The 23890-nt window shown below is 56.3% G+C and carries 23 protein-coding genes and 1 riboswitch; of the genes, 21 read left to right on the top strand and 2 right to left on the bottom strand.

Translation table 11 applies throughout. The features are described from left to right. Window positions 1-38 precede the first annotated feature (38 nt). The 21 genes from Q0T48_RS21035 to Q0T48_RS21135 all read left to right on the top strand — a co-directional run bounded on the left by Q0T48_RS21035 (window position 39) and on the right by Q0T48_RS21135 (window position 21342). Window positions 39-1535 carry a Do family serine endopeptidase gene (locus tag Q0T48_RS21035; protein WP_295960753.1) on the top strand — a complete coding sequence of 499 codons (1497 nt, stop codon included), beginning with the start codon at window positions 39-41 and terminating at the stop codon, window positions 1533-1535. A gap of 613 nt (window positions 1536-2148) precedes the next feature. Next, window positions 2149-2982 (top strand): lytic transglycosylase domain-containing protein, encoded by an 834-nt coding sequence (locus Q0T48_RS21040; RefSeq protein ID WP_295960755.1) that lies wholly within the window; start codon window positions 2149-2151, stop codon window positions 2980-2982. A gap of 25 nt (window positions 2983-3007) precedes the next feature. After that, window positions 3008-3169, top strand: a riboswitch (ZMP/ZTP riboswitch). Window positions 3170-3217: 48 nt separating this feature from the next. Beyond that, a complete protein-coding gene (gene glyA / locus Q0T48_RS21045) occupies window positions 3218-4462 on the top strand; it encodes a serine hydroxymethyltransferase (RefSeq protein ID WP_295960757.1) in 1245 nt (414 codons plus the stop codon). Window positions 4463-4477: 15 nt separating this feature from the next. Further along, on the top strand, window positions 4478-4927 hold the full coding sequence (gene nrdR, locus Q0T48_RS21050) for a transcriptional regulator NrdR (protein WP_295960758.1): 450 nt from the start codon (window positions 4478-4480) through the stop codon (window positions 4925-4927). 121 nt (window positions 4928-5048) lie between these two features. Next, on the top strand, window positions 5049-5696 hold the full coding sequence (gene pilV / locus Q0T48_RS21055; protein ID WP_295960760.1) for a type IV pilus modification protein PilV: 648 nt from the start codon (window positions 5049-5051) through the stop codon (window positions 5694-5696). Beyond that, window positions 5696-6691, top strand: coding sequence for a PilW family protein (locus Q0T48_RS21060; protein ID WP_295960762.1), 996 nt, complete (start codon window positions 5696-5698; stop codon window positions 6689-6691). Before pilV ends, Q0T48_RS21060 begins: the two co-directional genes overlap by 1 nt. Continuing rightward, on the top strand, window positions 6675-7328 hold the full coding sequence (locus Q0T48_RS21065; protein WP_295960764.1) for a PilX N-terminal domain-containing pilus assembly protein: 654 nt from the start codon (window positions 6675-6677) through the stop codon (window positions 7326-7328). The genes Q0T48_RS21060 and Q0T48_RS21065 overlap by 17 nt, the downstream gene beginning before the upstream one ends. Window positions 7329-7341: 13 nt before the next feature. After that, window positions 7342-11760: a PilC/PilY family type IV pilus protein gene (locus Q0T48_RS21070; protein WP_295960766.1), complete on the top strand. Its 4419-nt coding sequence runs from the start codon at window positions 7342-7344 to the stop codon at window positions 11758-11760. Then, on the top strand, window positions 11760-12260 hold the full coding sequence (locus tag Q0T48_RS21075; protein WP_295960769.1) for a type IV pilin protein: 501 nt from the start codon (window positions 11760-11762) through the stop codon (window positions 12258-12260). Before Q0T48_RS21070 ends, Q0T48_RS21075 begins: the two co-directional genes overlap by 1 nt. Then, a complete protein-coding gene (locus tag Q0T48_RS21080) occupies window positions 12248-12862 on the top strand; it encodes a GspH/FimT family pseudopilin (RefSeq protein WP_295960771.1) in 615 nt (204 codons plus the stop codon). Before Q0T48_RS21075 ends, Q0T48_RS21080 begins: the two co-directional genes overlap by 13 nt. A 12-nt stretch (window positions 12863-12874) precedes the next feature. Continuing rightward, a complete protein-coding gene (gene ribD, locus Q0T48_RS21085) occupies window positions 12875-13978 on the top strand; it encodes a bifunctional diaminohydroxyphosphoribosylaminopyrimidine deaminase/5-amino-6-(5-phosphoribosylamino)uracil reductase RibD (protein WP_295960773.1) in 1104 nt (367 codons plus the stop codon). A gap of 141 nt (window positions 13979-14119) precedes the next feature. Further along, entirely contained in the window at window positions 14120-15271 is a 1152-nt protein-coding gene (ribBA, locus tag Q0T48_RS21090) for a bifunctional 3,4-dihydroxy-2-butanone-4-phosphate synthase/GTP cyclohydrolase II (RefSeq protein ID WP_295960774.1), read from the top strand. Window positions 15272-15298: 27 nt separating this feature from the next. Then, complete coding sequence (gene ribH, locus Q0T48_RS21095) at window positions 15299-15775, top strand: 6,7-dimethyl-8-ribityllumazine synthase (RefSeq protein WP_295960776.1); 477 nt, start codon at window positions 15299-15301, stop codon at window positions 15773-15775. Continuing rightward, complete coding sequence (nusB, locus tag Q0T48_RS21100; protein WP_295960778.1) at window positions 15772-16350, top strand: transcription antitermination factor NusB; 579 nt, start codon at window positions 15772-15774, stop codon at window positions 16348-16350. The genes ribH and nusB overlap by 4 nt, the downstream gene beginning before the upstream one ends. Window positions 16351-16360: 10 nt before the next feature. Further along, window positions 16361-17545, top strand: a complete 1185-nt coding sequence (locus Q0T48_RS21105) for a pyridoxal phosphate-dependent aminotransferase (RefSeq protein ID WP_295960780.1) — start codon at window positions 16361-16363, stop codon at window positions 17543-17545. A 4-nt stretch (window positions 17546-17549) separates the two neighbouring features. Next, window positions 17550-17951, top strand: a complete 402-nt coding sequence (gene ybgC, locus Q0T48_RS21110; protein WP_295960781.1) for a tol-pal system-associated acyl-CoA thioesterase — start codon at window positions 17550-17552, stop codon at window positions 17949-17951. Beyond that, window positions 17948-18658, top strand: a complete 711-nt coding sequence (gene tolQ, locus Q0T48_RS21115; protein ID WP_295960783.1) for a protein TolQ — start codon at window positions 17948-17950, stop codon at window positions 18656-18658. The genes ybgC and tolQ overlap by 4 nt, the downstream gene beginning before the upstream one ends. 3 nt (window positions 18659-18661) lie before the next feature. Next, entirely contained in the window at window positions 18662-19081 is a 420-nt protein-coding gene (gene tolR / locus Q0T48_RS21120; protein ID WP_295960785.1) for a protein TolR, read from the top strand. Window positions 19082-19089: 8 nt separating this feature from the next. Next, window positions 19090-20070, top strand: coding sequence for a cell envelope integrity protein TolA (gene tolA, locus Q0T48_RS21125; RefSeq protein ID WP_295960787.1), 981 nt, complete (start codon window positions 19090-19092; stop codon window positions 20068-20070). Window positions 20071-20086: 16 nt separating this feature from the next. Next, the gene (locus tag Q0T48_RS21130) at window positions 20087-20782 is read left to right on the top strand and encodes a fumarylacetoacetate hydrolase family protein (protein WP_295960789.1); all 696 of its coding nucleotides are present in this window, start codon (window positions 20087-20089) and stop codon (window positions 20780-20782) included. Window positions 20783-20787: 5 nt separating this feature from the next. Next, window positions 20788-21342 carry an NUDIX hydrolase gene (locus Q0T48_RS21135; RefSeq protein WP_295960791.1) on the top strand — a complete coding sequence of 185 codons (555 nt, stop codon included), beginning with the start codon at window positions 20788-20790 and terminating at the stop codon, window positions 21340-21342. Window positions 21343-21442: 100 nt separating this feature from the next. On the opposite strand, the gene Q0T48_RS21140 is transcribed toward Q0T48_RS21135, so the two are convergent. Both Q0T48_RS21140 and Q0T48_RS21145 read right to left on the bottom strand, forming a co-directional pair. Beyond that, the gene (locus Q0T48_RS21140; protein ID WP_295960822.1) at window positions 21443-22036 is read right to left on the bottom strand and encodes a lytic transglycosylase domain-containing protein; all 594 of its coding nucleotides are present in this window, start codon (window positions 22034-22036) and stop codon (window positions 21443-21445) included. A gap of 40 nt (window positions 22037-22076) precedes the next feature. After that, a complete protein-coding gene (locus Q0T48_RS21145) occupies window positions 22077-23834 on the bottom strand; it encodes a proline--tRNA ligase (protein ID WP_295960792.1) in 1758 nt (585 codons plus the stop codon). Window positions 23835-23890 lie beyond the last annotated feature (56 nt).

The following is a 23890-nucleotide window of genomic DNA, read 5'->3' on the forward strand; positions in this document are numbered from 1 at the left end:
AGTTGGGCATCGCAACCCAACCACCCAAGGATGCTCTCATGCAAGTTCTGTCTCTCCAAAACACCAAACTCGTTCTTGCCCTGGTCGCCGCCGGAGCTATTGGCGGCATGGGCGGATCCTTGCTGCACAACGTCAGCGAAGCCCGCGCAGCAGCACCGCTCGTCAATACAGCCACCACGCCAGCCACCCCTATGGCGCTGCCCGATTTTTCGCAGATCACCACCCAGTACGGCCCGGCGGTCGTCAATATCAGCGTGACCAGTGTCGCCAAATCCGGTAGCGACGATGCCGAGACCGCCCAACACCCGCAGCGCGACGATCCTTTTGGCAATGACCCTTTCTTTGAATTCTTCCGCCGCTTCCAGCAAGGCCAGGGCCAAGGTGGAGTCCCGGGTCAAAAAGAAGCGCCCACCCGCAGCCAGGGTTCTGGCTTCATCGTGAGCGCTGACGGCATCGTAATGACCAACGCCCACGTGGTGAAAGATGCCAAGGAAGTGGTCGTCAAACTCACCGACCGCCGCGAATTCGTCGCCAAGGTGCTGGGGGCCGACCCCAAAACCGACATCGCGGTCTTAAAGATAGATGCCAAAAACCTGCCCGTGGCCACCATCGGCAAATCCAGCGACCTGAAAGTAGGCGAATGGGTACTGGCCATTGGCTCGCCTTACGGGTTTGAAAACACCGTCACCGCCGGTGTGGTCAGCGCCAAGGGCCGCTCCTTGCCCGACGACAGCGCGGTGCCGTTCATCCAGACCGATGCAGCCGTCAACCCCGGCAACTCCGGTGGCCCTCTATTCAATAGCCGGGGCGAGGTGATCGGCATCAACTCGCAGATTTACAGCCGCACCGGCGGCTACCAAGGTCTGTCGTTTGCCATCCCCATGGACCTCGCAGGCAAAGTCAAAGACCAAATCGTCGCCCACGGCAAAGTCGAACATGCGCGCCTAGGGGTGTCGGTGCAAGAGGTCAACCAGGCCTTGGCCGACTCGTTCAAGCTAGACAAGCCCGAGGGTGCACTGGTGTCCAGCGTTGAAAAAGACGGCCCCGCCAGTAAGGCCGGGTTGGAGCCCGGCGACGTGATCCGCAAGGTAGACGGACACGCTGTGGTGTCGTCGGGCGACCTGCCTGCTGTTATCAGCCAGGATGCACCTGGCAATAAGGTCAAGCTGGACGTGTGGCGCAAGGGAGCCGCACTGGAAATTGAAGCCAAACTGGGTAACGCCAACGACAAACCGGTGCAAGTCGCCACTAGCAAAGAAGCCGCGTCACAAGGTCGCCTAGGTCTGGCCTTGCGTCCCTTGCAGCCCGAGGAACTGCGCGCTGCCGGGGTTCCCAACGGCCTGCTGATTGAATCCTCCGCAGGCCCGGCTGCCAACGCCGGGGTCGAAAGCGGCGATGTATTGCTGGCCATCAACGGCACGCCGGTCAAAAGCATCGAGCAGGTGAAAATCGCTGTCGCCAAATCCGATAAATCGATTGCGTTACTGATCCTGCGTGCAGGCGACACCATTTTTGTACCGGTGCGGATGGGCTGAATGCCATGGAATAGGCAGTCCACAGAAGAGTGGGTTGTCTAAAAACAGGCTTATTGATGGTCTGTTGTGTAAAACACAACGACCACAACAGAGCTTTTGGCAGCTTCAAAAGGCTGCTTTTTAGTATACAAAATAGAAATTTGTACTGAAAAATAAACTCATAAATCCTGCAAAAAATCAGCCCTCTTGTAACCGACACCGCACTTGCATTGCTCTGCATGCGCGCTGCAAACGGTAAGAAGCTGCTGCCTTTTCGGTAGCAGTAGCATTTTGTAAGCAATTTGAAACAATGTCGATCATGTGATCTATTGCACGCTCATGATTTGGTTACATCAGGCCTTAAAACTGTACATTAATACAGCCTTAAAATGCATATCAAGTGAAGTCCATATGCTTGACTTGATATTAATAGTCCTCCTAGAATCCGCCGTCCCCCCTATAACCCTAGGGACAACCCGAACCCGCTGCCGAACCCCGGCTAAGTCAAATCGCTGCAAACACCCTAAGGGCACCGCAGGATTTTGATGGCGTACCCACCCAATCGAGGTGCCCCAAGCGAATTGCTCTTACGCAAACTTTATCGCCCCAGGCCTTCGCTAGATGAGGAAGTGCTATGACAGCGTTACAAAAGATAGGCCAAGGGCTGCGAACCTTCGCAGCAGATATTACCCAAGGCTTTTTTGAGATTACCCATAACGGATTTGCCCTGCTGGGCTTGGTCGTTGCCTTTTTGGTCGTGACCATGACCGCCCGGCCCGATTTGCGCCAAGTTGCCGAAGTCCAATTGATGGGCTGGCTTCAGGAGCGTCAAGTGGTGCCCGGTGCCGACACGGAATTGGCCGCAGAAGCTGATACCGATGCGGTAGACCGCGCCACCGCCAGCAATCCACAAGATCTGCCTAAACAGCAGGCTGCAGTGGCTTACTGGCTGAGCAAAAAATACCATGTAGCAGCCGAACCGGTTAGCGCTTTGGTGGCAGAGGCTTATGACCTCGGCAAACGCGTCAAACTCGACCCGACCCTGATCTTGGCGGTCATGGCGATTGAATCTGGTTTCAACCCATTCGCCCAAAGCCCAGTTGGTGCCCAGGGACTGATGCAAGTAATGACCCGTGTGCACACTGAAAAATACGATGTATTTGGCGGGAAACTGGCTGCGTTTGATCCCTTGACCAATTTGCGCGTCGGTGTAAAGGTGCTGCAAGAGTGCATCGCCCGCGCGGGCTCAGTTGAAGGCGGTCTGCGCAACTACGTGGGCGCGGCAAACATCCAAGACGACGGTGGCTATGCCGGCAAAGTCATGGCGGAACACAGCCGCCTGCAACAAGTTGCCGCCGGTCGCTCTGCACCCGTAGCCGCACCCCGCACCATTCCTGTGGCGGCGCCCGCACTGAAGACACAGGCTCCTGCAGACGAAGACAAAGTCGCGTTGCTCGTCAAGTATTAAATTTTCACGAAGCCTCCGTTACACTAGCCAAGTACGCAACTGGCGATAGGCGTGACCCCAAAGGGTGCTCACGCTGACGTGGACTACCGCTGCGGCCTTCTCACAAGGCCCGCCGGGCAACCACTGGGAAGCGTACCGCTAGGGCCTCCGGGCTCTTGGCGTTCAGCCGTTCGCCTGGGCAGCACTTGCTTCACTGCAAGGACAACCGTCTTGACTACCAAGTTAAAGGACTGCCATGTACGACCGTACGATTCTCGTAGAGCAAACCGACCCCGAGCTGTTCGCAGCCATCCAGGCTGAAAACGCCCGCCAAGAGCACCACATCGAGCTGATCGCCAGCGAAAACTACGCATCGCCCGCCGTGATGGCCGCACAGGGATCACAGCTCACTAACAAATACGCTGAAGGCTACCCCGGTCGCCGCTACTACGGTGGCTGCGAGTACGTCGACGTAGCAGAGCAATTGGCGATCGACCGCGTCAAACAAATCTTTGGGGCCGAAGCCGCCAACGTACAACCGCATTGCGGCGCATCGGCCAACGAAGCCGTGTTTCTGGCCTTCTTGAAGCCTGGCGACACCATCATGGGCATGAGCTTGGCAGAAGGCGGTCACCTGACCCACGGCATGGCACTGAACATGAGCGGCAAGTGGTTCAATGTAGTCAGCTATGGCCTCGATGCCAACGAAGCTATTGACTACGATGCCATGGAACGCAAAGCCCATGAATCCAAGCCCAAACTCATTATTGCGGGTGCTAGTGCTTACTCTCTAGCTATTGATTTTGGGCGCTTTGCCAAAGTCGCTAAAGACGTGGGTGCCATCTTCATGGTGGACATGGCGCACTACGCCGGGCTGATTGCCGCAGGCATCTATCCCAACCCTGTGCCGCACGCCGATATCGTCACCTCCACCACCCACAAGAGTCTGCGTGGCCCCCGTGGCGGCATCATTCTGATGAAGTCGCAGTTTGAGAAAGCTATCAACAGCGCCATATTCCCCGGCCTGCAAGGTGGTCCGCTGATGCATGTGATCGCAGCCAAGGCGGTTGCCTTTAAGGAAGCTCTAGCCCCTGAATTCAAAATCTACCAACAGCAGGTTTTGAAGAACGCCCAAATCGTCGCTGAAACCCTGACCCAGCGCGGCCTGCGTATCGTCAGTGGCGGCACCCAAAGCCACCTGATGCTGGTCGATTTACGCGCCAAGGGCATTACCGGCAAAGAAGCAGAGGCCGTATTGGGCAGCACCCATATGACCATTAACAAGAACGCTATCCCAAACGATCCCGAAAAGCCCATGGTCACCAGCGGCGTGCGTATCGGCACCCCCGCCATGACCACGCGCGGCTTCAAGGACGAAGAGGCCCGCGCCACAGCCCATCTGGTTGCCGACGTACTGGACAACCCACGCGATGCGGCCAACCTGGATGCCGTACGGGCCAAGGTCGCCGCGTTGACCAACCGCTTCCCCGTCTACCGTTAAACCACCACAGCCCCCATGAAGTGCCCTTTCTGCGGCCATGGCGAGACCCAAGTGGTCGAAACCCGCGAATCCGACGACGGCGACCTGGTACGCCGCCGCCGCAGATGTGGGGGCTGTGAAAAGAGATTCACCACTTACGAGCGTCCCGATGTCACATTCCCCGCTGTCGTTAAAAAGGACGGACGCCGAATTGATTTTCAGTCTGACAAACTCCGTGCCTCTTTCGCCTTAGCACTTAGAAAACGTCCGATTAGTACCGCTCAAGTTGACCGCGCCATTGAGTTGATCGAAGAAAATCTTCTCAACATGGGTGTGCGAGAAGTCCAGTCCCATCAAATCGGCGAGCTAGTCATGCGTGAACTAAAAAAGCTAGACAAAGTTGCGTACATACGTTTTGCCAGCGTGTACCGTAATTTTGAAGATATTGATGCATTTAAAACGCTGGTAGACGAAGTTCAGCGATAGACCCCACGCGGCCCGGCTACAAATTACGATTTGACCACTAGCCTGCCCAGCGGTGGAGACTGCACGATAAGCGGCACACTGCAGATCTTCTCAAGTAAGCGCAGTTAACTATCATGTGGGCATGGAATACTCGGCTCCCATCGTTACCTGGCATCAAGATGCCCCAGCGCACATTGCGGCGTGCAAAGTAAAAGGCTTCTCTTTACTTGAAGTGCTGATTTCAATCATTATTTTATCGTTCGGATTGCTTGGTATGGTTGGTTTGCAGGCTACTGCTCTACAAGCGAACCGAGAAGCACGCATGCAATCTATAGCCGCATCGCTGGCGCGCGAAATTGCGGAAACCATGCGGGATAACAAAGGCATAGGACTGCTAACGGCAACTAGTAACCCCTATCTTGGCAACTTTACCTCGAGCCCATTGGCAGCGAACACCAATGCATACTGCCTGAATGTCGGCAGCGGCTGCACGAGTACCACCGATATCGCGAACGCCCAAATGACCGAATGGCTGTCCAGGGTAGACAGCGCATTACCGGGGGCCCATGTAACCATCTGCGTCGACGCTGCGCCTTTTGATGCGGCAGGGATTCCGCAATGGGGATGTACTGCGGTAACAGGTGCCACCATACCAACCATGTACATCAAAATTGGCTGGACCCGTGGCTCCACTAACCGCGCTATTACAGCAACCAACACTGCTGCCCAACTGGTAGACCGAGCAACAGTTCCATCAATTATTTTTCCAATCACTGCGGGGAATACCTGATGAAGTCGACACCTCGCCCAAGAATAAAGCAGCAGGGTTTGACCTTGGTAGAGCTACTTGTTGCGATGGTAATCAGCACCATCATTGCTATAGCTGCGATTGCCTCACTCATAGTTAGTCGCCAGGGTTTTACTGCAGTGGATGCATCATCCCAACTGCGCGACAACGGTCGCTTTGCCACCGACTTTATACAACGTATTGGCGTTCAGACCGGATTTAAAGACTTGCAATATGCAGCCAAGGTTCGCTCGATGAACAACATTGGCATTACCAAAAATCCCGCTCCTAATATATTCGGCTTTAACAACGCAATACCAAGTGCATCTGATCCATTAAATACCTCAACGTCGCGAACAAGCACAACAGCCGTTGGTTATGGTAGTGACGCTCTTATTCTTCGATACCAAACAGTAGAGACTTATCCCGGATCCGGCGTTTCGGACAATTCAATAATTGATTGCTTTGGCAATGCATCCATTACTCCCCCTACTGATATAGATGACTATGTAACCAGCATTTTTTATGTAGACGTTAACGCCGCAAATGGAGAACCCTCTTTAATGTGCCTTAACGGACCTGGAGTTGCACAGCCGATTATTCAAGGTGTAGAAAACTTCCAAGTGCTCTACGGTGTAGACGGCGTCACGGCAAATACAGCTTCGACCGCAACGCAAACTTACGTGGCGAATCGCTACCTGCGTGCTGACCAAATGACCGTAGCGGCCGATCCTGTAGCTACCAACAACAATTGGCGGCGCGTTCGCAGTATCCGTATTGGTATGGTTTTACGTGGCCCATTGGGTTCAGCCCAAACCACGCCTAACCCTGCCCCAACTTATTATCCATTTGGTGTAGCCGCAAACTCTACAGGCGGTATTGGTTCCGCCATGTCATCGACCAATGATGCTGGCACTATCTTTACACCCGCGGCCGACAACCGCCTTCGCCAAACTGTCACTTTCACGATCCACTTACGTAATGACCAAGGTCTCTGAAATGGCAGCTCAACTAAAACCATTGAATGCCGCTAAACACCACAATACGGCGTATCAGCGTGGTGCCTCGCTCATTGTCGTCATGATGGTGTTGACTATCGTTTCATTGCTTGGAGTCGCAGGCATTCAAATTGCTACTATGAGCGAGCGGGGTGCCCGCAATGATAGAGACCAACAAATCGCGTGGCAGGCGGCTGAGGCGGGTTTGCTAGATGCTGAGTTTGATATGTACGGCCCCACAGGCACATCGGTACGTCGCTCACTCTTTCAGCAATCCAATGACATTACGCGATTTATTCCTGGATGCGGCACTACTGGAAACGATATAGGTTTGTGTGCCTTGGTCACCAATAATGTAGATAAACCTGCATGGTTAAGCGTTGACTTTACCGATACCAGCAACAGCGCACCCACAACAGTCTTCGGCACCTATACAAATCGTACTTTTGCATCTGGCAGCTTGGGGGTACAACCATCCAAACCACCTCGTTACGCCATTGAACCGATTCCAGACCCAGGCGGAGAAAATCGCGACCGAGGCGCCCCCCCCAAAAAATATATTTATAGAGTCACTTCCATGGGTTTCGGACCACGCGACGATATACAAGCTGTTGTGCAAATGATCTATCGCTATTGATATATAGAATTATATGAAAAATATACATTTTGGCTATTTTTTTAAATCATTTTCAGAAAATAAATGGCTCCTCCGCTGGGTTGGAATTATTATATTTTTAATAACAGCCACCATTACGATGATAGTAAAAGGCGCTAGCACAGCCCCAATTATTCCCGTAATAAATTTATCGTCCGAACCTCTTTATGCCGCCACAGGAGGTGACAAGCCAGTTTTATCACTGGCGTTATCGGTTGAATACCCTACGGTTGGCGCGCAATATGTAGACCAACCGAGTGCAACGACAGATGCAACCTACGCCAATACCAATGAATACCTTGGCTACTACGATGCGGAGAGTTGCTATACGTATAACAATACGCCAACTGAAACCCCAGTTTCGCCTTTGACCGCCGTAGATTACAAGCGATTTGACCGTAGTGGTGCCGCTACGAACAGAAAGTGCAGCAATGCATTTAGTGGCAATTTTCTTAACTGGGCAACTAATTCCGCAATTGATATGCTTCGTCTTGCGCTATCTGGTGGTGATCGCTATATAGACACATCTACATTGACTATTTTACAGAGAGCGGTCTTACCAAATGGAGACCCGGTATGCATGTGGAATAGCAGCAACTTTCCAGCCAAGCAATTGACGCAAAATGGTGGTGGAACCGGTGCGTACTGGGGTGCAATCCCTGCAACAATGATTACCCAAGCAGCCGGAAATGACATATGGGTCGCCAATACATTAAATCGCATTTATTTTGGCACCAGTAAAACAGGTAGCTGTACAAGCACTGGGGCGTACACGATTGGCGCATCTACTGCATCAGGCGTTGGCCCCGTCCAGTCGGGTACCGCTTTACCCAGCGGCTCAACCGTCTGTGCCTCAGAAAATAACAGCTGTAGCTTTTCAGGAGTCCAAGAGGTTTGGTATGGATCTGGATCCAAATGGAATTATGCACCCGCCTCCAATGGAGTCGCCTGCAGCAATACGGTTTTTGGTGACCCTATCGTTGGCACCTCAAAATCTTGCTACACCCGCCCATATTCAGGCACTTGGACGCCGGGGCAAACGTCAGGAAGTTTAAATTCAGATGGATTTTTTTATAGCCGCGTTAATGTCTGCAATGTAGATGCATCCAAAAACTTGATAGATGTCAGAGATTATGGCCTATGCAAACTGTACCCTAATGGAAATTACAAACCCACGGGCTCTATACAAAAATATAGTGATCAATTACGGCTTTCTGCATTTGGGTATTTACTCGACCAAACAGATAGTGCCGCGGGTTCTTCTGGACGCTATGGCGGAGTTTTACGCGCACCCATGAAATATGTTGGAGCCAAAACATTTGATATTAATGGCCAGGATAATACAGCCACAGGCGGAAATCCCAATATCGAATGGGATACATCCACGGGTGTTTTTAAAGCAAATCCAGATAATGACACGACCCAAAGCACGCCCATTAGTGGGGTTATTAATTATTTGAATAAATTTGGCCGTACTGGCCCCACGCCAGGACGATACAAAATATACGACCCAGTGGGTGAACTGTATTATGAAAACTTACGGTATCTTCAAGGCTTGCAGCCCAGCCCAGCCGCGATTAGTGGGCCACCGACAACGGCTATGTACGATGGATTTCCTGTGACAACGAGCTGGGTAGACCCATACGGCAACAGTCGATCCAACACAAGTGACTACACATGTACGAAAAGTAATATTGTAGTAATTGGAGATATTAATACCCATGATGGAAATAAAATTCCAACCGCAGACACAAGCAATAACATACCAGATATTAACTACTGGACGGGTATTGTTCAAAGTTTTGAGAGAAACAATTCAACTACATACCTAGATGGACAAGGAGCCACCAGAACCACTGGCAATCCTAACAATCCGGTGAATGGCAACCCTCCAGGCAATCAAATCATTGGAGAGGCCTATTGGGCACATACGCATGATATTCGGGGAAAAGATTGGACAGCTGGTTCAGGCCCAAGCCTGCAAAGACCTGGTTTGCGCGTAAAAACATATTTATTTGATGTTAACGAGTATGGTGCCTCCAATAACTCCAGCACCCGCCTTTACAATAATCAATTTTTTGCTGCTGCCAAGTATGGCGGATTTAGTGCCGACTCAACCAGCCCACCTTATAATTCATACGGCAACCCCTTTAAACAGCAAGATGGAACCAATAATAATAATGTATGGCAAGACCCTACTCGACCAGGAGAAGCCAGTTCTTACTTCCTACAAAGTAGTGCCCGTGGTGTATTGACTGCTTTTGATAGTATTTTTAACAGGGCATCCACCCAAGCTCGAAGTATTGCTGGCAGTGCTGTTCAAAATAGCAATCTAACCACAGCAGGTAGTCTAATATACCAAGGCTCATTTGATACGACGGACTGGAGTGGCGACGTTCTTGCCTTTCCCCTGACACTGAATACCACTACTAGCCTAATTTCAGTTGGAACAGCATCCACTTGGACGGCTTCTGCGCAATTGGCCGCAATGCAATCTCCGGCTGCTTCTCGCCATATTTTTATTGGTAACGCTGGTGCGGGTACAAGCGCGGTTGCAACTGATTTTACTTGGTCGGGCATCAGTGGAAATGCAAACTTAATAGCCAATTTAAATAAATTAACAGCCACATCGTCTGCAGATGGTTTAGCCCAAGACCGGCTAAATTATCTACGAGGTGACAAATCTAAAGAAAGCAACCCATTTCGTGTAAGAAGTAAATTGCTAGGTGACATTGTAAATTCCAGCGTGGCCTATTCTGGCACTCCTCAGAATATTGGTGCATATAGCAGCAGTTTTCAAAAATTCACCGCAACTACTGCAAGCCGTACGCCAGCCGTATTTGTGGGAGCAAATGATGGGATGTTGCATTCGTTTAATGCAACGACTGGAGACGAATTATTTGCGTATATTCCCAGTTGGATGGGTCCTAAACTTTCCATACTGACCGACCCTAGCTACATTAGAAATCATCAGAGTTATGTTGATGGTTCTCCCGCTATTGCGGAGGCTCAATTGGCATCAACTGGAAATGCTACAGATTGGAAAACCGTATTGGTTGCTGGGACCGGTGCAGGTGGATCGGGGGTTTTTGCGCTTGACATTACAAATCCAAGCACATTTTCAGCCTCAAACGCCATGTGGGAATTCACCCGAGATGATGATCCTGATATGGGTTATGTAGTAGGACAACCAAAAATTATGAAGTTGCGCACCAGCGCGCCGAATACAACGGCCACCTACCGCTGGTTTGCGTTAGTAGCAAGCGGAGTAAACAACTATACGGTCGCGAATAGCGCGGGAAATTTTGGCTCGGGCTATCCCGCATTATTTTTACTGGCACTCGACAAGCCTGCAGGTACTGCATGGACCAGTTCCGGCACTTCACCAAATTTTTATAAAATATCTTTACCAGTCAATGGAAAGATTGATCTAACTACGCCACTAACTGCACTATCACCTACTGGTCTAATTAACTTTCGGGCAACTTACGGCTCCAACACCGAGTTATCCCAAGTTTTTATGGGTGACTTGTATGGCCAAGTCTTTAAATTAGATTTCTCACTACATGGCTCCACCGAGTGGGACATCAATAACCTTTCAGCCTATAACAAAGGAACCACTGGCAGCCCCTTGCCATACCCTCTTTATACCGCCAAGACTGCTTTGGGGGTAATACAACCCATTACCATGGCACCCACTGTTGTATCTGGCCCCACCGTTGCTGGAGTTAACACTTCGTATATAGCTTTCGGCACGGGTAAGTATTTAGAAGTTTCAGATAAGACGTCCACTGCCATTAATTCGTTTTATGTTATATACGATAATGGAAGCACGAAAGCGGATAGCTCACCAGCAGGCAGTAGCATTGTGTCAGGTCGCGGTCGGCTCGCTGCGGCAACAGCAACACCGGCTACGAGCACCACTACTACAGGTACTATCTCCATCGGATCGTTTATATGGGGTCGCGCTGGTACCGATCTCGACACCACGCAACGATCTGGCTGGTACTTTGACCTTCCGGTAACAGGCGAACGCCAAGTCAATAGTGCGATTGTTGCAGGTGATTACTTGGTATTTGGCAGTCTTATACCCGCAGCATCAGGGTCACTGGGCTCATGTGCCGCCTCGGGTGGAAGCGGAAACAACTACACCATCAATGTTGACACAGGTGTGGGCTCGTCCACCATTTCTGTAGTTGGCATTCCAAGCGTACCCATACCCTTAGATGCCGGTGATGCAAGTTACGAAGAAAGCTTCAGCACAGGTCGTAGAATAAAAACGATTAAGCCAAAGGTTGCAGACTCTGGGTCCATGGGGATTGATGCTGGGCGCACAATTACTCCCACCAAAATCGTATCTGGTCGCATAAGCTGGCGGCAAATTAACAACTACCAAGATTTAAAAAATAAATAATGAAAAATAAATATAAAACCGGATTTACATTAATTGAATTAGTGATTGTAGTTGCTATTGTCGCCATATTAGCCGCAATGGCCTACCCTTCCTACAAGTCATCTATATTGAAGGGCAAGCGCGCACAAGCTCGTACGGCATTGGTTGAATTACTACAGCAACAGGAGCGTTATATGACGCAGAAAAACTGTTATTTAGGATTTACCAACACAAGCGGCACAGCAACCGCTGCAGCAGACACTCGGTGCAATTCAACGACATCTACCGCAGTACCTTTTAAATTATTTTCAGGTGACAATCCAAGCAACCCTGCTTATCAGCTTTTTGCCGATGCGTGTCCTTCCGGGACATCGACCATGGGATATTCTGAATGTATACGGGTAAATGCAAAACCTACTGCCCCTGATCCAGAAGTAAATGTTCTCAGCATTACCAGCACGGGTATAAAAGACTGCACTGGGACCGCTCAAACAGCGAACTTCACTCTATGCTGGCCTTGAAAAATTTTCGAAAAAATTGTCGGGGGTTTACGCTCATCGAATTATTGATGACCGTGGCCATTGCCGCCATTTTAATGATGGTTGCGGTACCCAGCATGGTCACCTATAAACGCAATGCTGAATTAACCTCAGCGACCAATACACTTTTTTCAGCCATTAATGCAGCACGTGGAGAGGCTTTAAAGCGGGGCACAAATGCCATGGTTGTACCCGCAAAAAATGCAGATTGGAATAATGGATGGATTATCTTTATCTACGCATACGCACCAGGTCGTGTGACAGGCACTCTAGGCTATACGTATGATTCAACATATGACAAATTGATTCTCCAACAGGGTCCAATGCCTAGCTATATAAATATTGTAGGAACAGGCAATGCCGTAGGCACGGCTCCTTACATCATGTTTGATGCGTCTGGATATGCAAGATCCAAAACCGGCTCTGGAGGGGGAAATCTGACCTTTAATTTAACCCGTACAGATGTGTCCAATAACGATGAAATCAGACGCATCAAAATTGCTGTCACAGGTCGTGCACGCACATGCAAGCCATCCAATGATGCAACCTGTACGGCAACCAGTACTGGTGCCGGTGCGAACTAAGCCAGGATATTGGTGTCAGAAAATTCCCCCATTGCATTGGCGCTTAGTCTTGCTCGCAGCGCCTTGTACATCACCCCACCTAATCCCCGCGTAGGCTGCGTCCTGACCAACGCGGATGGATTAATCATCGGCCAAGGTCATACCCAGCGCGCCGGTGGCCCCCACGCCGAAGTTATGGCCCTACGCTATGCCGCAGCCAAGGGCCACAGCACCCAAGGTGCTACTGCCTATGTCACGCTGGAGCCTTGCTCCCACCACGGCCGCACAGGGCCCTGCTGTGACGCTTTGGTAGCGGCAGGTATCCGCAAAGTCGTGGCGTCGATAGCAGACCCCAACCCACTGGTCGCAGGCAATGGTTTTGCCCGCTTGCGCGCTGCCGGGATTGAAGTCGAAGTAGGTCCCGGCGCTGCCGAAGCGCGCGAACTCAACCTGGGCTTCTTCAGCCGCATGGTGCGCAAAACGCCCTGGGTACGTATGAAAATGGCCGCCTCACTCGATGGCCGCACCGCCTTGGCCAACGGCGACAGCCAGTGGATCACTTCGCCCGCTGCCCGTGCCGACGGCCACACATCCCGTGCGCGTGCCTGTGCAGTGCTGACCGGCATTGGCACCGTGCTGAAAGACCGGCCCACTCTGGATGCCCGGCTGGTCGATACCCCTCGACAACCGCACCTGGTGGTGATCGATAGCCGATTGGAGACCCCCACCGATGCACCTATTTTTATAGCTGGTCGTGCAGTGTACATATGCGCTAGCAGCCAAAATGATGCTAAAAAACAAGCCTTGGAAGCTGCGGGCGCTACCGTGCTGTACCTCCCGGAGAAGGCAGGCCGGGTGGATCTGGCAGCCATGTTGCAAGAGCTGGCCCGGCGCGAGATCAATGAGGTGCATGTAGAAGCAGGCCACACCCTCAACGGGGCACTGATACAAGCAGGCTTGGTGGACGAATTTTTGGTCTATCTGGCCCCCAAACTGGTCGGTCCCGGCCTCGATATGGCCCGCTTGCTGCCGCTGGCCAACCTGTCTGATGCCGTTCCGCTGCAATTCACCTCGGTCAGCCTGGTCGGTCCGGATATCCGCATCACCGCACGGATCCCCGGCCGCGACCAGTTCTGACGCACCCACAACCCGGCCAGGGCAGGCCGCGGGCAATTGCGACGATAATGACCGGTTTTGTACCGTGTTGCCCGCGCATTCGCGCTGTGTGCAACCCGCGCAGCGCATCCCCTGACGCTACGGCTTTCAAAATTGCACCTTATGACATCGCCCTCCCCCCTCCAGCCAGTATCCATCTCCTCCGTCGAAGACATCGTGGCCGACATGCGCGCCGGTCGCATGGTGATTCTGGTCGATGAAGAAGACCGTGAGAACGAAGGCGATCTGATCCTAGCCGCCGACCACGTGAGTGCGGAAGCCATCAACTTTATGGCCCGCCATGCCCGCGGACTGATCTGCCTGACCCTGTCGCGCGAAATGTGCGAACGCTTGCAGTTGCCGCCCATGGTGGCGCGCAACGGTACCAAGCAAGGCACCGCGTTCACGGTTTCCATCGAAGCCGCAGAGGGCGTGACCACCGGCATCTCTGCCGCCGACCGCGCCCGCACCGTGCAAGCCGCGGTGGCCCGCAACGCCACCGCCGCCGATCTGGTGCAGCCCGGCCACATTTTCCCGCTGCAAGCGGTAGACGGCGGCGTGCTGATGCGCGCAGGCCATACCGAAGCGGGTTGCGACCTGTCGGTGATGGCCGGTTGCAGCCCCGCATCGGTAATCTGCGAAGTGATGAACGACGACGGCACCATGGCCCGCCTGCCGGATTTGCAGATCTTTGCCGCCCAGCACGGCTTGAAGATCGGGACCATCGCCGACCTGATCGAACACCGTAGCCGCAACGAATCGCTGGTCGAAAAAATGGGCAGCCGCCAGATCGAAACTGCTTTTGGCAGCTTCACCGCCCACGCCTTCCGCGATAAGCCCAGCCAAGGCGTGCACCTGGCGCTGGTCAAAGGCAGTTGGCAACCCGAAGACACCGTGTCCGCACGCGTGCACGAACCCCTGTCGGTACTGGATGTGCTGGAAGTCAACCGCGGCCTGCACTCCTGGAGCCTGGATGCCAGCCTGCGCCACATTGCGGCCGAGGGCCAAGGTGTCGCCGTGCTGCTCAACTGCGGAGAGAGCGCGGCCGACCTGCTGGCCCAGTTTGACGGCACTGCCCGCCCGGCCCAGGCCCCCGAACGTGGCCAGATGGACCTGCGCACCTACGGCATCGGCGCGCAGATTCTGCTGGCTTGTGGCGTACGCAAAATGCAGCTCATGGGCAGCCCGCGCCGCAGCCCCGGCCTGACCGGCTACGGGCTGGAAACCACCGGCTACCTCTCGCCGCCACAACAACACGACGCAGGCGCAGCCTGAGTCTTTCCACACATATAAGGAATAAACATGCAGCACGCAGACCAAGGCGCACTGTCCGCCGCGGATTCCCGCATGGACGGCAGCAAGTTGCGCATTGCCATCGTGCAGGCGCGATTCAACGAGAGCATCACCAACGCCCTGGCCGATGCCTGCAAGGCCGAGCTGGCCGCGTTGGGCGTACAGGCCGCCAACATCCAGCATGTGCAAGTACCCGGCGCTTTGGAGGTGCCACTGGCACTGCAAGCCCTTGCCGAAACCGAGCAATTTGACGCGATGGTGGCCCTGGGCTGCATCATCCGCGGCGAAACCTACCACTTTGAGCTGGTGGCCAACGAATCCGGCAGCGCCGTCACCCGCATCGGGCTGGACTACCAGATCCCGATTGCCAACGCCATCATCACCACCGAAAACCTGGCGCAAGCCGTGGCCCGCCAAACCGACAAGGGCACAGACGCTGCCCGCGTCGCTGTGGAAATGGCCAATCTACTAGAGCAATTGGCATGAGCAATCCTGATACCCCCATCGTCCCCCCCTCCTCGTCCGCTGCACCCAAGCGCCCGCGCCAATCCCGCGGCGGCCTGACTGACACCGGCGTGCGCAAAGCTGCCGCCAAGTCCGACCGCAGCCGCGCCCGCGAATTTGCCCTGCAAGCGCTCTACCAGCACCTGGTAGGCCGCAACGATGCCGAATCCATCGACCATTTCACCCGCGACCTGGCAGGCTTTCACAAGGCCGATTCGGTGCATTACGACGCACTGCTGCACGGTTGCATCGAACAATCCGCCGAGCTGGACGCACTGATCGTCCCCCTGCTGGACCGCAAACTGGAAGAAATCTCTCCCGTCGAGCGCTCGGTCATGTGGATCGGCGTATACGAGATGCGCAACTGCCTGGACGTGCCCTGGCGCGTGGTGCTGAACGAATGTATCGAACTGGCCAAGGAATTCGGTGGCACCGACGGCCACAAATACGTCAACGGCATCTTGAACGGCTTGGCCCCCAGCCTACGCGCCGCTGAAGTGCAGGCCGACAAGGCAGGCAAAGGCGCCAAGACCAGCGCCGACAGCAGCGCGGATTAAGGCTTTACGCATGCGGATATCCCGGCGCGCAGAGGCCATCGAGCCGTTTTACGTGATGGAAGTGGCCAAGGCCGCGTCGGAGCTGGCCGAAAAGGTAGCCCACACCGACCGGCCCATGGTGTTTTTGAACATCGGCGAGCCCGACTTCACCGCCCCGCCGCTGGTGCAGGCCGCCGCCGTCCAGGCCATCCACAACGGCACGACCCAGTACACCCAGGCTACCGGCCTGCTGGCCCTGCGCGAACGCATCAGCGCCTGGTACGCCAGCCGCTTCAAAGTCGACGTGCCCGCCAGCCGCATCGTGGTCACCGCTGGCGCATCGGCTGCGCTGCAACTCGCCTGCCTGGCATTGATCGACGCGGGCGACGAAATTTTGATGCCCGACCCCAGCTACCCCTGCAACCGGCATTTCGTGTCGGCGGCCGACGGCAAAGCCGTGCTGCTGCCCACCACCGCGGCCGACCGCTACCAGCTCAGTGCCGACATGGTGGCCGCTGCCTGGACCGACAAAACCCGTGGCGTGCTGCTGGCATCGCCCTCCAACCCCACGGGCACCTCGATCGACCCTGCCGTGCTGCGCGACATCCACAGTGTGGTGCAGTGGCACGGCGGCATCACCCTGGTGGACGAAATCTACCTGGGCCTGAGCCATGACGACCGCTTTGGCCAGACCGCGTTAGCCATTGATGACCAGATCATCAGCATCAACAGCTTCAGCAAATACTTCCACATGACCGGCTGGCGGCTGGGCTGGCTGGTGGTACCCGAGGCGCTGGTGCCGGTGGTGGAGCGCATCGCGCAAAACCTGTTTATCTGCCCCAGCACCATCGCCCAGCACGCAGCGCTGGCCTGCTTTGAAGATGCCAGCATCGCCGAATTTGAGCGCCGCCGCGCAGAATTCAAAGCCCGGCGCGACTACTTTATCCCGGCCCTGAACGCCCTCGGTTTTTTAGTGCCCGAAATGCCAGATGGCGCATTCTATGCCTGGGCTGATTGCTCTTTAATATGTAGCAAACTGGGCATCAAGGACAGCTGGGATCTGGCCTATGAAATCATGCACCGCGCCCACGTAGCCGTGACCCCGGGCCGCGATTTCGGTACCGCCGACACCCACAAGTTTCTGCGTTTTTCCACCGCCAGCTCGATGGAAAACCTGCACACCGCCATCGCCCGTCTGCGCGACATGTTGAATTGACCCCATGCTTAACACCACCTTCACCCATCCCATCCGCGTCTACTGGGAAGACACCGATGCCGGTGGCATCGTCTTCTACGCCAACTACCTGAGGTTCTTTGAACGCGCCCGCACCGAATGGCTGCGCTCGCTGGGCATCCACCAAAGCACCCTGAAGGAAACCAGCGGCGGCATGTTCGTGGTGGCCGAGACCACGGTGAAGTACCTGCGCTCGGCCCGGCTGGACGACCAACTCATGGTGACAGCCCGGTTGGAACAAATCGGCCGATCCACACTCACAATCACACAACAGGCCATTCTGGGTGACACGGTACTGTGCGAAGGCAGCATCCGCCTGTGCTGGGTGCGCTACGACACCCTCAAATCCGACCGTATCCCGGCCCCTCTTTTAGAAATTTTGCAATGACCCAAGACCTGTCGATCTGGACCATGGTGCTGAACGCCAGCATCGTGGTGCAACTGGTGATGCTGCTACTGGTGGTGGTGTCCATCTCCAGCTGGGCGGCTATTTTCCGCAAGCTGTTTGCGCTGCGCAAAGTCCAGGCGCACAACGAAAGTTTCGAGCGCGACTTCTGGTCGGGCACCAGCCTGAACGACCTGTTCAACACCGCCGCCCGCAACGCCCAAAACGGGCAAGATGCCGGCCCGATGGAGCGCATTTTTGCCAGCGGCATGCGCGAATACCAAAAACTGCGTGAACGCCGCATTGCCGATCCCGGCACCCTGATGGACGGAGCCCGCCGCGCCATGCGTGCCAGCTACCAGCGCGAGATGGATGTGATCGAGTCCAGCCTTTCCTTCCTGGCCTCCGTCGGCTCGGTGTCGCCCTACGTGGGTCTGTTCGGCACGGTCTGGGGCATCATGCACGCCTTCACCGGGCTGGCCAGCATGCAGCAGGTGACGCTGGCCACCGTGGCCCCCGGCATTGCCGAGGCCCTGGTGGCCACCGCCATCGGCCTGTTCTCGGCCATTCCCGCCGTGGTGGCCTACAACCGGTTTGCCCGCGAAATCGACCGTACCGCCATCCGGCTGGAGACCTTCATGGAAGAGTTCTCTAACATCTTGCAGCGCAACGTAGCGGCCCAGTCGCCTGCGGTGCCCGCAGGGAAATAAACCATGGCCAGCATGGTTTCCCGCGGCCGCGGACGGCGCACCATCAACGAGATCAACATGGTGCCCTTCATCGACGTGATGCTGGTGCTGCTGATCATCTTCATGGTCACTGCGCCTATGATCACCCCCAGCGTGGTCGATCTGCCCAGCGTGGGCAAGGCGGGCAAGCAGCCCGACCGGGTGATCCAGATCGTCATTGCCAAAGACGAATCGCTGGAACTCACCCAAAAAAGCAAAACCACCAAGCTTGGCAAAAGCGATGTCGCCAGCGCCGTGAAAACCGCGCAAGACGGCGATGCCAGCGTGCCCGTGGTCATCAGCGCCGACCGCAACGTCAAATACGAGTCGGTGGTGAAGGTGATGGACACCTTGCAGCGCGCGGGCATACAGCGCGTGGGCCTGTCGGTCCAGCTCGGCAAATAAATTCCGCCATGCACGCCGCCCAGGACACGCTCAACCTCACGCCCCCCCAGCCCCCCGGCATGGTGCGGGCGCTGGGCCTGGCCCTGCTGGCCCACGCGCTGCTACTGGTAGCCCTGGTCATCAACGTACAGTGGAAGCAGACCGAGAGCGCCACGGTAGAGGCCGAGCTTTGGTCCTCTTCGATCCAAATGGCCGCGCCCAAAGCGGTGGATGAGCCCCCGCCGCCGCCCGTCGAAACGCCGCGCCCCACTCCGCCCCCCCCGCCCGTGGCCAAGGTCCAACCGCCCCCACCCGCGCCCGATGTGAAAGATGCCGACATCGCCCTGGAACGCGCCAAAAAGAAACGCGAAGCCGAAAAACTGGAGCAGGCCCAACAAGACAAAGCCGATAAAGCCGAAAAGGCCAAGCGCGACAAGATCGACAAAGACAAGGCCCTGAAAGCCCAAAAAGCCGAGGAAGCCGCGGATAAAAAAGCCGATGAAGACAAGCGCTTAAAAGACAAAAAAGCCGCCCAGGACAAGCAGGACGCGCTAGACAAAAAGGCCCAAGCCACCCAGGACGCAAAGAATGCAGCGAAAGCAGCTGCCGAAAAAGCTAGCGCCCAGGCCGACGCAAAGGATCTGGCGGCCCAGCGCGCCGACAACCTAAAACGCATGGCTGGCATGGCCGGGGCCACGGGCGGGGCCAACGCCACCGGCAGCGCGCTGCAGTCATCGGCACCGTCCAGCGGCTACGGTGGCCGGGTCAGCGCCAAGGTCAAACCCAACATCGTCTCCACCGATACCTTCGACGGCAACCCTGCGGCCGAAGTCGAAGTGCGCTCGGCCTCTAACGGCACCATCCTCAGCCACAAGCTGGTCAAGTCCAGCGGCAACAAGGCCTGGGACGATGCGGTGCTCAAGGCCATCGACAAAACCGAAACCATGCCCCGCGACACCGATGGCCGGGTGCCATCGCCGATGATCCTCACCTTCCGCCCCAAAGACTAACTCCCCAGGAAATCCCATGGACTACGTTGTTACGCCTCCCGCTGTCGTCGCCATCCCCGTCGTCGGCCAGACTGCCCGCTTCCCCGTGCACCGCATCTACTGCGTGGGCCGCAACTACGCCGAACACGCCAAGGAAATGGGCTTCACCGGGCGCGAGCCACCGTTCTTCTTCATGAAACCCGCCGATGCCGTGGTCGCAGTCGAGGCTGGGCAAACCGGCTCCATGGCCTACCCTACGCTGACTGGCAATTTGCACCACGAGATCGAACTGGTCGTGGCCATCGGCAAAGGCGGCAAGAACATCGCTGCGGCCGATGCCCACCAGCACATCTACGGCTACGCCGTGGGCCTGGACATGACCCGCCGCGACCTGCAAAACGAGATGAAAAAGCAGGGCCGCCCCTGGTGCATCGGCAAGGGCTTTGAGCAGTCCGCCCCGATTGGCCCCATCACCCCGGCAGCCCAGGCGGTCGGGGTGGAGCAGGCCGAGATTGCCCTGCAGGTCAACGGCCAGGACCGCCAGCGCAGCACCGTGGCCCAACTGATCTGGAGCATTGCCGAGACCATCGAGCACCTGTCTGCCGCCTGGGAACTGCAACCCGGCGACCTGATTTACTCGGGCACGCCCGAGGGTGTGAGCGCCGTAGTGCCCGGCGACACGCTGGAGGGCAGCGTGGCCGGGCTGGAATCCCTGTCCATCCGCATCGTCTAAGCACCATGCACCGCAGCCCCATTAAATTCTGCAAGGACTGCGGCACGGCCGTGGTGTACCGCGTGCCCGACGACGGCGACACCAAGCTGCGGGCGGTCTGCCCCGCTTGCCACGCCGTGCACTACGAGAACCCGCTCAACGTGGTGGGCACGGTGCCGCACTGGGGCACCACGGGCGACCGGGTGTTGCTATGCAAGCGCAACATCGAGCCGCGCTTCGGCAAATGGACACTGCCTGCAGGCTTCATGGAGCTGGGCGAAAGCACCGCCGACGGCGCAGCCCGCGAGACGGTGGAAGAAGCCGGTGCACAATTTGAAATGCAAGAGCTGTTCAGCGTGATGAGCGTCATCCACGTGGGCCAGGTGCACCTGTTTTACCGCGCCAAGTTGCTCAGCGAGGTGTTCGACCCCGGTTTTGAAACCATCGAAACCCGGCTGTTCACCGAGGCCGAAATTCCCTGGGACGAGATTGCCTTTCGCACCGTATCGCAGACCTTGAAGTACTACTTTGCCGACCGCCGAGCAGGCAAGTTCGGTTTGCACCACGAGAGTTTGGTGTAGTGATTGCTATTATTTAGATAGCTACTTATGCTTATTCAATAAGCACTAGAAGCCTAAAAAGCTTACAAAATATGGGGAATGGGCTGATCCGGTAACCCGGCTATGCGGCAAGGATCCAGTTCTTGCGTGCGGCCAGCACGGCTCCCGGGTACGGCGCTTTGCCGCGTGAGCCGTTGTAGCGGCCCAGGCCCATGAACACGTCGCCGCCCTCGCGGTCCAGGTAGTGGCGCAAGATCACGCAGCCAAAGCGCAAATTGGTTTGCATATGGAACAGCTTGCCCGGATCGCCGTCACCCAGTACGCGGGTCCAGAATGGCATCACCTGCGTATAGCCACGTGCACCCACGCTGCTGACGGCAAATTTACGGAAGTTGCTTTCCACTTGGATCAGGCCCAGCACCAGTGCCGGGTCCAGGCCGGCACGGTGGGTTTCGTACCAGACAGTTTCCAAAAACTCTTTGCGCACCGGCCAATCGGGCTTTTTAGGCCGCAGGCGATCGCTCATGGCCGCCAGCCAGCGCAGGTAGGCCAGGCGGGCTTCGGTGCTGGCGAACTCGGGCACCGGCGGCGCAGCGTTGTGAACCGCCGAGCTCAGGGCCCCACGCACCGCATCGGCCAGGGGTTCTTCCACTTGCCCTCCGGCGTGCGCAAACTCTACTTTTGATAGCAGCCCCAGCACGCCACAGGTGTGCAGGACTGCATTTCTTCTGGTAATCCTGCGCGGGTCCAAAGGTTCAGGCTCCGGTAGCGGGTACCAGCCGCGCTTGCACAAACGCAAACACATCCGCCACCGCCACCTTGGTGGCTGCGGCATCGCGGCGGTGCTGGTATTCGACCTGGCCGTCTTTGAGACCCTTGTCGCCCACGGTGATGCGGTGCGGCACACCAATCAGTTCCCAGTCGGCAAACATGGCACCGGGGCGCTCGCCACGGTCGTCCAGGATCACGTCCACGCCCGCGGCCAGCAATTGCGCGTACAGCGTGTCGGCAGCGGCCTTTACGTCGGGGCTGCGGTCCGGGCCAATGGGGCACACCACCACGGTGAACGGGGCCAGCGCGTCGGGCCAGATGATGCCGCGCGCGTCGTGGTTCTGCTCGATGGCCGCCGCAGGCAGGCGGGTGATGCCGATGCCGTAGCAGCCCATTTCCATGAACTGCGGCTTGCCGTTCACGTCCAGGAAGGTGGCGTTCATGGCCTGGCTGTACTTGGTACCCAGGTAGAACACATGGCCGATCTCAATGCCGCGCTCGATCGCCAGCACACCTTTGCCGTCGGGCGAAGGGTCGCCTTCGACGATGTTGCGCAGGTCGGCAATGGCATCGGGTTCGGGCAGGTCACGGCCCCAGTTCACACCGGTGTAGTGGTAATCGGCCTCGTTGGCACCACAGACCCAGTCGGCCATCACGGCGACTTCGCGGTCGACCACCAGCTTGATGGGTAGCTTGGTGTTCAAAGGGCCCAGGTAGCCAGGCAGGCAGCCAAAGTGCGCGTCGATCTCGGGGATGGAGGCAAAGCGGAAGCCGTCGCCCAAGCCGGGCACCTTGGCGACCTTGATCTCGTTCATGGAATGGTCGCCACGCAGCAGCAGCAGCCACACCTGCACCTTGACCACCGCGCCCTGGTCGTCGAGCTGCTCGGTGGCCAGCACCAGCGACTTGACGGAATTCTTCAGAGGAAGGCCCAGGTACTCGGCCACGGCAGCGCAGGTGCTCTTGTCGGGCGTGGAGGTCTTGGCCAGGGCCTGGCTGGGGTCGGGGCGCGCAGTCTGGGGGGCCAGGGCCTCGGCCTTTTCCATGTTGGCGGCGTAGTCGCTGGTGGGGCAGTAGACGATGGCGTCTTCGCCGGTGGCGGCAATCACCTGGAACTCTTCGCTCAGGTCGCCGCCAATCGCGCCGCTGTCGGCAGCCACGGCGCGGTAGGTCAGGCCGAAGCGGTCAAAAATCTTGCGGTAGGCCTGCGCCATGTTCTGGTAGCTGGCTTTGGCAGCATCCGGATCGCGGTCGAAGCTGTAGGCATCCTTCATGGTGAATTCGCGGCCACGCATCAAGCCAAAGCGGGGGCGGCGCTCGTCGCGGAACTTGGTCTGGATCTGGTACAGGTTTTTCGGCAACTGCTTGTAGCTGCGGAATTCTTGCCTAGCGATGTCAGTGACCACTTCTTCGCTGGTGGGCTGCATCACGTAGTCGCGCTCATGGCGGTCCTTGAAGCGCAGCATCTCGGGACCCATTTTCTCGAAGCGGCCGGTCTCTTGCCACAGCTCGGCGGGTTGCACCACAGGCATGGCCAGTTCGATGGCACCGGCGCGGTTCATCTCTTCACGCACGATGGCCTCGACCTTGCGGATCACCCGCAGGCCCATGGGCATGTAGCTGTAGATGCCAGCGCCCAGTTTTTTGACCATGCCCGCCCGCGTCATGAGCTGGTGGCTGACCACCTCGGCATCGGATGGCGCTTCTTTGAGCGTGGAAATGAGGAACTGGGAGGCTTTCATGGGCAAGTTTCAGGGCTAATGGTGTCGGGAAAACAGGCTGCATCGCTTGATACACA

Origin of the sequence: Rhodoferax sp., from assembly GCF_025354435.1 — a bacterium.
Classification (GTDB): domain Bacteria; phylum Pseudomonadota; class Gammaproteobacteria; order Burkholderiales; family Burkholderiaceae_C; genus Rhodoferax_B.

What these genes read in the sequence shown, in the direction of transcription:
- Q0T48_RS21080 (WP_295960771.1), top strand. Translation starts at nt 12,248, where the DNA reads ATGCTGGCCTTGAAAAATTTTCGAAAAAATTGTCGGGGGTTTACGCTC.
- nusB (WP_295960778.1), top strand. Translation starts at nt 15,772, where the DNA reads ATGAGCAATCCTGATACCCCCATCGTCCCCCCCTCCTCGTCCGCTGCA.
- ybgC (WP_295960781.1), top strand. Translation starts at nt 17,550, where the DNA reads ATGCTTAACACCACCTTCACCCATCCCATCCGCGTCTACTGGGAAGAC.
- Q0T48_RS21135 (WP_295960791.1), top strand. Translation starts at nt 20,788, where the DNA reads ATGCACCGCAGCCCCATTAAATTCTGCAAGGACTGCGGCACGGCCGTG.
- tolR (WP_295960785.1), top strand. Translation starts at nt 18,662, where the DNA reads ATGGCCAGCATGGTTTCCCGCGGCCGCGGACGGCGCACCATCAACGAG.
- Q0T48_RS21040 (WP_295960755.1), top strand. Translation starts at nt 2,149, where the DNA reads ATGACAGCGTTACAAAAGATAGGCCAAGGGCTGCGAACCTTCGCAGCA.
- glyA (WP_295960757.1), top strand. Translation starts at nt 3,218, where the DNA reads ATGTACGACCGTACGATTCTCGTAGAGCAAACCGACCCCGAGCTGTTC.
- ribBA (WP_295960774.1), top strand. Translation starts at nt 14,120, where the DNA reads ATGACATCGCCCTCCCCCCTCCAGCCAGTATCCATCTCCTCCGTCGAA.
- pilV (WP_295960760.1), top strand. Translation starts at nt 5,049, where the DNA reads ATGGAATACTCGGCTCCCATCGTTACCTGGCATCAAGATGCCCCAGCG.
- Q0T48_RS21065 (WP_295960764.1), top strand. Translation starts at nt 6,675, where the DNA reads ATGACCAAGGTCTCTGAAATGGCAGCTCAACTAAAACCATTGAATGCC.
- Q0T48_RS21075 (WP_295960769.1), top strand. Translation starts at nt 11,760, where the DNA reads ATGAAAAATAAATATAAAACCGGATTTACATTAATTGAATTAGTGATT.
- Q0T48_RS21070 (WP_295960766.1), top strand. Translation starts at nt 7,342, where the DNA reads ATGAAAAATATACATTTTGGCTATTTTTTTAAATCATTTTCAGAAAAT.
- ribH (WP_295960776.1), top strand. Translation starts at nt 15,299, where the DNA reads ATGCAGCACGCAGACCAAGGCGCACTGTCCGCCGCGGATTCCCGCATG.
- nrdR (WP_295960758.1), top strand. Translation starts at nt 4,478, where the DNA reads ATGAAGTGCCCTTTCTGCGGCCATGGCGAGACCCAAGTGGTCGAAACC.
- tolA (WP_295960787.1), top strand. Translation starts at nt 19,090, where the DNA reads ATGCACGCCGCCCAGGACACGCTCAACCTCACGCCCCCCCAGCCCCCC.
- tolQ (WP_295960783.1), top strand. Translation starts at nt 17,948, where the DNA reads ATGACCCAAGACCTGTCGATCTGGACCATGGTGCTGAACGCCAGCATC.
- Q0T48_RS21130 (WP_295960789.1), top strand. Translation starts at nt 20,087, where the DNA reads ATGGACTACGTTGTTACGCCTCCCGCTGTCGTCGCCATCCCCGTCGTC.
- Q0T48_RS21145 (WP_295960792.1), bottom strand. Translation starts at nt 23,834, where the DNA reads ATGAAAGCCTCCCAGTTCCTCATTTCCACGCTCAAAGAAGCGCCATCC.
- Q0T48_RS21060 (WP_295960762.1), top strand. Translation starts at nt 5,696, where the DNA reads ATGAAGTCGACACCTCGCCCAAGAATAAAGCAGCAGGGTTTGACCTTG.
- Q0T48_RS21105 (WP_295960780.1), top strand. Translation starts at nt 16,361, where the DNA reads ATGCGGATATCCCGGCGCGCAGAGGCCATCGAGCCGTTTTACGTGATG.
- Q0T48_RS21035 (WP_295960753.1), top strand. Translation starts at nt 39, where the DNA reads ATGCAAGTTCTGTCTCTCCAAAACACCAAACTCGTTCTTGCCCTGGTC.